The sequence below is a fragment of the Cyanobium sp. BA20m-p-22 genome, from assembly GCF_024346275.1.
Classification (GTDB): domain Bacteria; phylum Cyanobacteriota; class Cyanobacteriia; order PCC-6307; family Cyanobiaceae; genus Cyanobium_A.
The window spans coordinates 1-5,322 of record NZ_JAGQCQ010000269.1 but is presented as its reverse complement, the minus strand read 5'-3'; the positions used below and the strand labels follow the sequence as shown (position 1 = coordinate 5,322).

At 65.5% G+C, this 5,322-nt stretch carries 5 protein-coding genes; 3 read left to right on the top strand and 2 right to left on the bottom strand.

Features of this window, described 5'->3' with window-relative positions; genetic code table 11:
• Nucleotides 1-453 (bottom strand): DUF4172 domain-containing protein (locus KBZ15_RS17850; RefSeq protein ID WP_255016569.1); only part of this gene is annotated, 453 nt, incomplete at its 3' end.
• Nucleotides 454-812: 359 nt separating this feature from the next.
• On the opposite strand from KBZ15_RS17850, the gene KBZ15_RS17845 reads away from it, so the two are divergent.
• Together KBZ15_RS17845 and KBZ15_RS17840 are read left to right on the top strand one after the other, a co-directional pair.
• On the top strand, nt 813-1,907 hold the full coding sequence (locus KBZ15_RS17845) for a Fic family protein (RefSeq protein WP_255016568.1): 1,095 nt from the start codon (nt 813-815) through the stop codon (nt 1,905-1,907).
• A gap of 575 nt (nt 1,908-2,482) precedes the next feature.
• Nucleotides 2,483-3,664, top strand: a complete 1,182-nt coding sequence (locus KBZ15_RS17840; protein ID WP_255016567.1) for a hypothetical protein — start codon at nt 2,483-2,485, stop codon at nt 3,662-3,664.
• Here the strand turns inward: KBZ15_RS17840 and KBZ15_RS17835 are convergent.
• Entirely contained in the window at nt 3,661-3,930 is a 270-nt protein-coding gene (locus KBZ15_RS17835) for a hypothetical protein (protein ID WP_255016566.1), read from the bottom strand. The two genes, KBZ15_RS17840 and KBZ15_RS17835, sit on opposite strands and share 4 nt — an antisense overlap.
• 37 nt (nt 3,931-3,967) lie before the next feature.
• Here KBZ15_RS17835 and KBZ15_RS18605 point away from each other — a divergent pair, with 37 nt between their 5' ends.
• A complete protein-coding gene (locus KBZ15_RS18605; RefSeq protein WP_255016565.1) occupies nt 3,968-4,870 on the top strand; it encodes a class I SAM-dependent methyltransferase in 903 nt (300 codons plus the stop codon).
• Nucleotides 4,871-5,322 lie beyond the last annotated feature (452 nt).

Here is a 5,322-nt window from a genome sequence, read left to right as displayed (position 1 = left end):
CATCGAGGCCTCATCACGGAGCGCACCGATGCGAATGGCGCGCAGTCCATCGGGGCCAGCGGCAAACAGGCGCTGGTGCCAGTGGTTCAGCGTCGTCAGGGTGAGGGGCGACTCCAGGCTGCTGGTCGCCTCCAGTAACACATCCAGCAGGCCCTCCACCTGGGCGTTGGCGGCCGGCTGCCCCTCGGCCAAGGGAAGGCGCAGCCGGCGGGCGATTGAAGAGCGAACCTGGCCGGGATCGAGCAGCTCGCCTTCAATGGCGGCCGTGCCCAGGCTCTCGCGGCCCAGCAAGGCCGAGATCGCCTCGCGATCGAGCGGGGGCTCCAACGTCTCCAGCCGGCTCAGCAGCTCCTGGCGTGCAGCGCGGGCCTGCTCCAGCCTCGGTTCCAGAGCGGAGCCCTTCCAGCGGAACTGGGGCCAGTCGGGCTGCTGCCAGATCCAGGATGAAGCCATTACTGCAGCCTAATCGTCTCATCAGGTGAAGCGGTTGGCAGCAGGGAATCGCTTCATGGCCGTTACCGCGGCGGCTGGGGGTATGCGCTCAAATCGCCAGGCAGTTTGCGGCTCTTCCCCACCGGCGCTAATTGGATCAGCTACGAGCAGCCCTCCTCATGGTCCGGGCGGCCTCAAGGGCTGCGCCAGTCAGCCGGACTGGTGTGTTGGCTGCGCTGCGCCTCCCTATGGCCAGTGATGATTCCGACGTGCCGGGAAGCGGCCTGTGCCGGCCGTGTTGTCAGCAGGAAGGGCGTTAGGGCCACCTATTGTCAAAACACGTCAGCAAAATGGCGTTTTCTTAACTGGTGCCAAGCGTCGTGTCAGCTTCCCGCAGCTTCCTGCAACCGCTGCCTCCTGCCCAAGAGCTGGAAACAGTGGCGGTCATGCGGGCTCTGGCCGCCGCCAACCGCGCCTTGGCAGAGCTCAAGGGACGGGCGGCCACGATCCCCAACCAAGGGATCCTGATCGACACCCTCGCACTGCAGGAGGCCAAGGCCAGTTCCGAAATCGAGAACATCGTCACGACCCAAGATGAGTTGTTCCAGTTGGGCCTGTTCCCGGACGGTCTGGAATCGGGTGCGGCCAAGGAGGTTGCCCGCTATCGGGACGCCATCAAGCTCGGGCTGACGCAGCTGCTGGACACGGGCGGATTGATTCGCAACGCCACGCTCATCGACATGTACCGGTTCCTGAAGGCACGCAGCGATGGTTTTCGCTCAACGCCAGGCACCGCCCTGATGAACGACAGGACGGGGGAGGTGATCTACGTGCCTCCACAGGACCGCAACGAAATCATCACCGCAATGTCATCACTGGAGGCGTTCATCAACGATGATGAGATCTGCCAACTCGATCCACTGATCAAGATGGCACTTATCCATCATCAGTTCGAGAGCATCCATCCCTTTGCCGATGGAAATGGCCGAATCGGGCGCATCCTGAACGTTCTCTACCTGACCAGAACAGGATTGCTGGACATCCCAATCCTCTACCTCAGCCGCCATATCAACCAGCACAAAGCTGAGTACTACCGGCTGCTCCAATCTGTCAGAGAAGAGGGCGACTGGGAGGCCTGGGTGCTCTATATGCTTAAGGCCGTCGAGAAGACCTCCAGAACGACCCTTGCTCTGGTGGAAGGAATCCGGAAGCAGATGGCAGATGTGAAGCAGCGCATGCGCACCCATCTCCCGAAGCTCTACTCCCAGGATCTGCTGAACAATCTCTTCCGCCACCCCTACACCAGGATTCAATTCGTCCGGGATGACTTGAGCGTGACCCGGCAGACAGCCGCCGACTACCTGGAGCAGTTGCTGGAAAAAGGTTTCCTGGAGAAACACAAGTCTGGTCGGAGCAACTATTACGTCAACACGGCCTTAGTGGCCTTGTTCCTGCAGGTCTCAGAAGGCCCCTGACGGGGCTTAGCCGCCCTTCGCTGGCGCCCCATGGCACCGCACATCCTGATGATCCAGCGCATCACCCTGCCCTGCAGTGATCACGCCTACTGCTTCCGCACCCTGGAGTTCCTGTGCGAGGAGGCCTCGGCCCACCGCCCGGCTCCTCTGGAGCGGCTGGAGCAGCTCTGCTCTGATCTGCTCTTTGAGCGGCAGGAGGCCAGGCTGCGGCTGGGGCGCTCTCTGTTGCCCGTAGCCGGCGGCCTCAAGCCAGCACTGGCAACAGAGCAGCATTGCCAGGCGTTCTTTTATCGCTGCGCCGGCGGCGCCGAAATGGATCTGGTGATCGACCACCCCGGTGGTGAGCGCTGGGCCATCGAGGTGAAGCGCAGCCTCACTCCGGCCCTCAGCCGAGGCTTTCACCAGGCCCGCGTCGACCTCGACCCCCAGCACTGTTTCGTGGTGATCCCCCGGGATGGTCGCTTCCCCCTGGCGCCAGGCGTGGAAGCTCTGGGCCTGGCCGAGCTGGCGGGATGGCAACCACTTTCCTGCCCCCCAGATCGCGTCACAATTGCCCAGGCCGTTGCGTTTGATCCATGCCCGCCGCAGATCTGCTCGAGCTGGGGCGCCGCGGGCGTATCGCCGAGCTGGCCCAGCAGGCTGAGCAGGCCCGGGCCGCTGCGGGCTGGGATGGGGCCGCCGCCTTGGAGCTGGCCGCCGCCTGGCTTCTGGCCGGCGACCGGCGCCAGGCCGATCTGGCCGTTCTAGAAGCCGACCAGCTCGCCCCCTACCTCGCCCTGGTGCCCGACCCCTGGGGCCTCTGGCCGGCGCCGGAGCCCCCGGCCCCAGCCGATCCAGCCCTGCTGGCCCTGGCCGAGCGTCTGCGCAGTTGGCGCCAGCCCGATAGCCAGGCCCTCTGGCAGCAGCTCCTCCCCCAGCTCCAGGCCGACTGGCGCGCCGTCCTCGAGCCGCCCCTGCTGGATGTGCTGCTGATCCTGGGCCGGGCCAGCGCCCTGCCAGGGGCCGCCCCCCTGCAGCCGCCCCTGGGGGATGCCCTGGTGGGGCTGGTGAGCGATGCCGAGATCGCCGCCGAACCCGCGGCCAGCAACCGCTTCTGGCAGCTGCTGGCCACCATCCGCCCCCACTGGCCCCTGGCCCGCATCCGCGCCGCCGACCTGGCCCTGGCCCGCGGCGAACTGGAGGCCAGCGGCCGCTGGCTGGCCGATCCGCCGGCTGAGGCCCTCAGCAATCCCTGGTTCTTCGATGTGGCCGCCCGCCAGGCCGTGGCTGCCGGCGATGTCGCCGCCGCCCTCGACGCCTGGGCTGAGGCGATCCGCATCGCCCAGGCCGATCCCAGCAGCGCCCCGGCCGAGATCTTCGAGCATCGTTGCCGCGAGGCCCGCCGTGGCCCCGGCGTGCTGCAGGTGCGCAGCCTCACCAACCGCGGCGAGCAGGCCGCCGCCCTGGCGCTGCTGGAGCGTCTCCTGGTCGACGACCCCCAGTGGCAGCCGTTGCGCAGCCTGCGCGAGCAGATTGGGCAGGCTGGGCAGATTGGCCAGAGCCAACAGGTACCCGCGCCAGCCCCCGCACCCGCAGCTCAGCCAACCGCCACCGGCTTCGAAGCGCTGCTGGAGAGGGCCACGGCCCGGCTGCAGGCGCTCGGGGGATCGCTACCCCAGCCCGTTGCCGACACGGCCAGCTCGGCTGACCTCGCCGCCGAACTCAGCAGCCTCGAGCGCAGGCTCAGCGACTACGAGGCCCGCTTCGCCCTGGCTTAACCCTGCTGTTCCAGCCGCTCCAGCATGGCCTGGATCAGAGCTTCGGCCCGCTGCAGTTGCTGTTGCTGGCTCTGCAGCGTCTGCTCTTGCTGCTGGTGGGCCAAAAAGTAAAACTCCAGCTCCTCCTGCGCCTGCTGCAGCATCAGCAGGTTGAGCTCCGCCTCGTCGCGCGCTTCCTCCAGCTGGCTCTGCAGGCCGGCGATCTCCCCCTGCAGCTGCTGGGGATCGCTATGGGCACTTGTGGCGGTGATGGGCAGCCTGCTCAATTAGGCGATACCTTAATCATCCAAAAGCAAAAAACCAGTGGCTGTAGCTGATGATCAGCCTGTCCACATTGCTCCCACGGCCCGGGCACCCCATGTGGAGCACCGGGTATTCACCGAGTTTCCGGCTTTTCAGGCCTTTCTGCAGAGCAGCCTGCCCCTCTGGCCCAGCCAGGTTCAGCAAGCCCTGCGGCTGATTGCCCTCAACGGCATCGTCGATCCGCTCACCGATACCGCGGTGAGCGCCGCGTCCCTTGGCCTGGCTGGCGCCAACTACCGCGAAACCCTCATTCACAACGGCTGCCTGTCGCGGCACCGCGCCGTGCTGCTAGTGCTGCAGGAGCTGCTCAAGGCTGGCCGGATCCCCCCTGTAGAGCAGCTCGAGCTCTACTGCCCCGAGGCGATCACCCCCTTCGCCTCCGTGTTGCGTCAGCTCTTTCCCAACCTGCTGGGCAGCGAATACATGCCCGACCGGGCCGACCCCCAGCGCAAGCACTTCCCCCACCAGGACCTCTGCGAGCTCACCCTGCCCCAGGCCTGCCTGGATCTGGTGGTTTGCAATGAGTTGTTCGAGCATCTCTACGATCTCCCCGCTGCCCTCAGCGAAATCGCCCGCATCCTGCGCCCCGGTGGCTTCCTGATCTCCACCTGCCCCTTCGCGTATGACCGGATCGGCACCATCGTGAAGGCCCGCCACCGCCCCGGTGCCACCCCCGGTGTGGCCAGCGAAGCGGAGCTACTGATGGAGCCCGAGTTCCACGGCGACCCCGTACACCCCGAGCAGGGCAGCCTCGTGTACCAAATCCCCGCCTGGGAGCTGCTCGACCAGGCCCGCAGCGCCGGCCTTAGCGACGCCGCCATCCACTGGATCGCCGCACCCAGCTACGGCGTGCTCGGCCAGGAGCTGCCCGCCGTGATGGTGCTCGTGGCGCAACGCCGCTGAGCAAGACCTTCACGCCATCACCTCCCTTGGCATTGAGCACTGAAGTAGTATTAATTCTTGGATTTTCTTAGATCGCCACGTGCGGGTAAGGGTGATTTAGATAGTTTTGAATCCAACGAGGCCGCAGCTGTGAGTACCTGCACCGCTGTTGTGAAGCAGGTCGGCGATTGGTGGATCGGCTGGATGTAAGGAGTGTCTGGCGTGAATGAGCTGATCGGCATGAGCCGCTACCAACCGCGTGTTTGTGTTCACCGAGGTCGATCAAGCGGCTGTTGTGGCCTACTACGTATGGTGCATAGCGAGCACGAGCAAGCCCGCGGCTTCTATGAGCACCTGATTCCGGAGTTCTAGCGTTCACCCACCGATCCGCGGCACCTGCTGCTGCTCAAGGGCCTACGCCGCCATCGTCTTTGGATGCGTACACACTGCCAAACACCAGCGTGGAAAGCGGC

Excerpts from the sequence above, each read along its gene's own strand:
- KBZ15_RS17840 (WP_255016567.1), top strand. The coding sequence starts at position 2,483 with ATGCCCGCCGCAGATCTGCTCGAGCTGGGGCGCCGCGGGCGTATCGCC.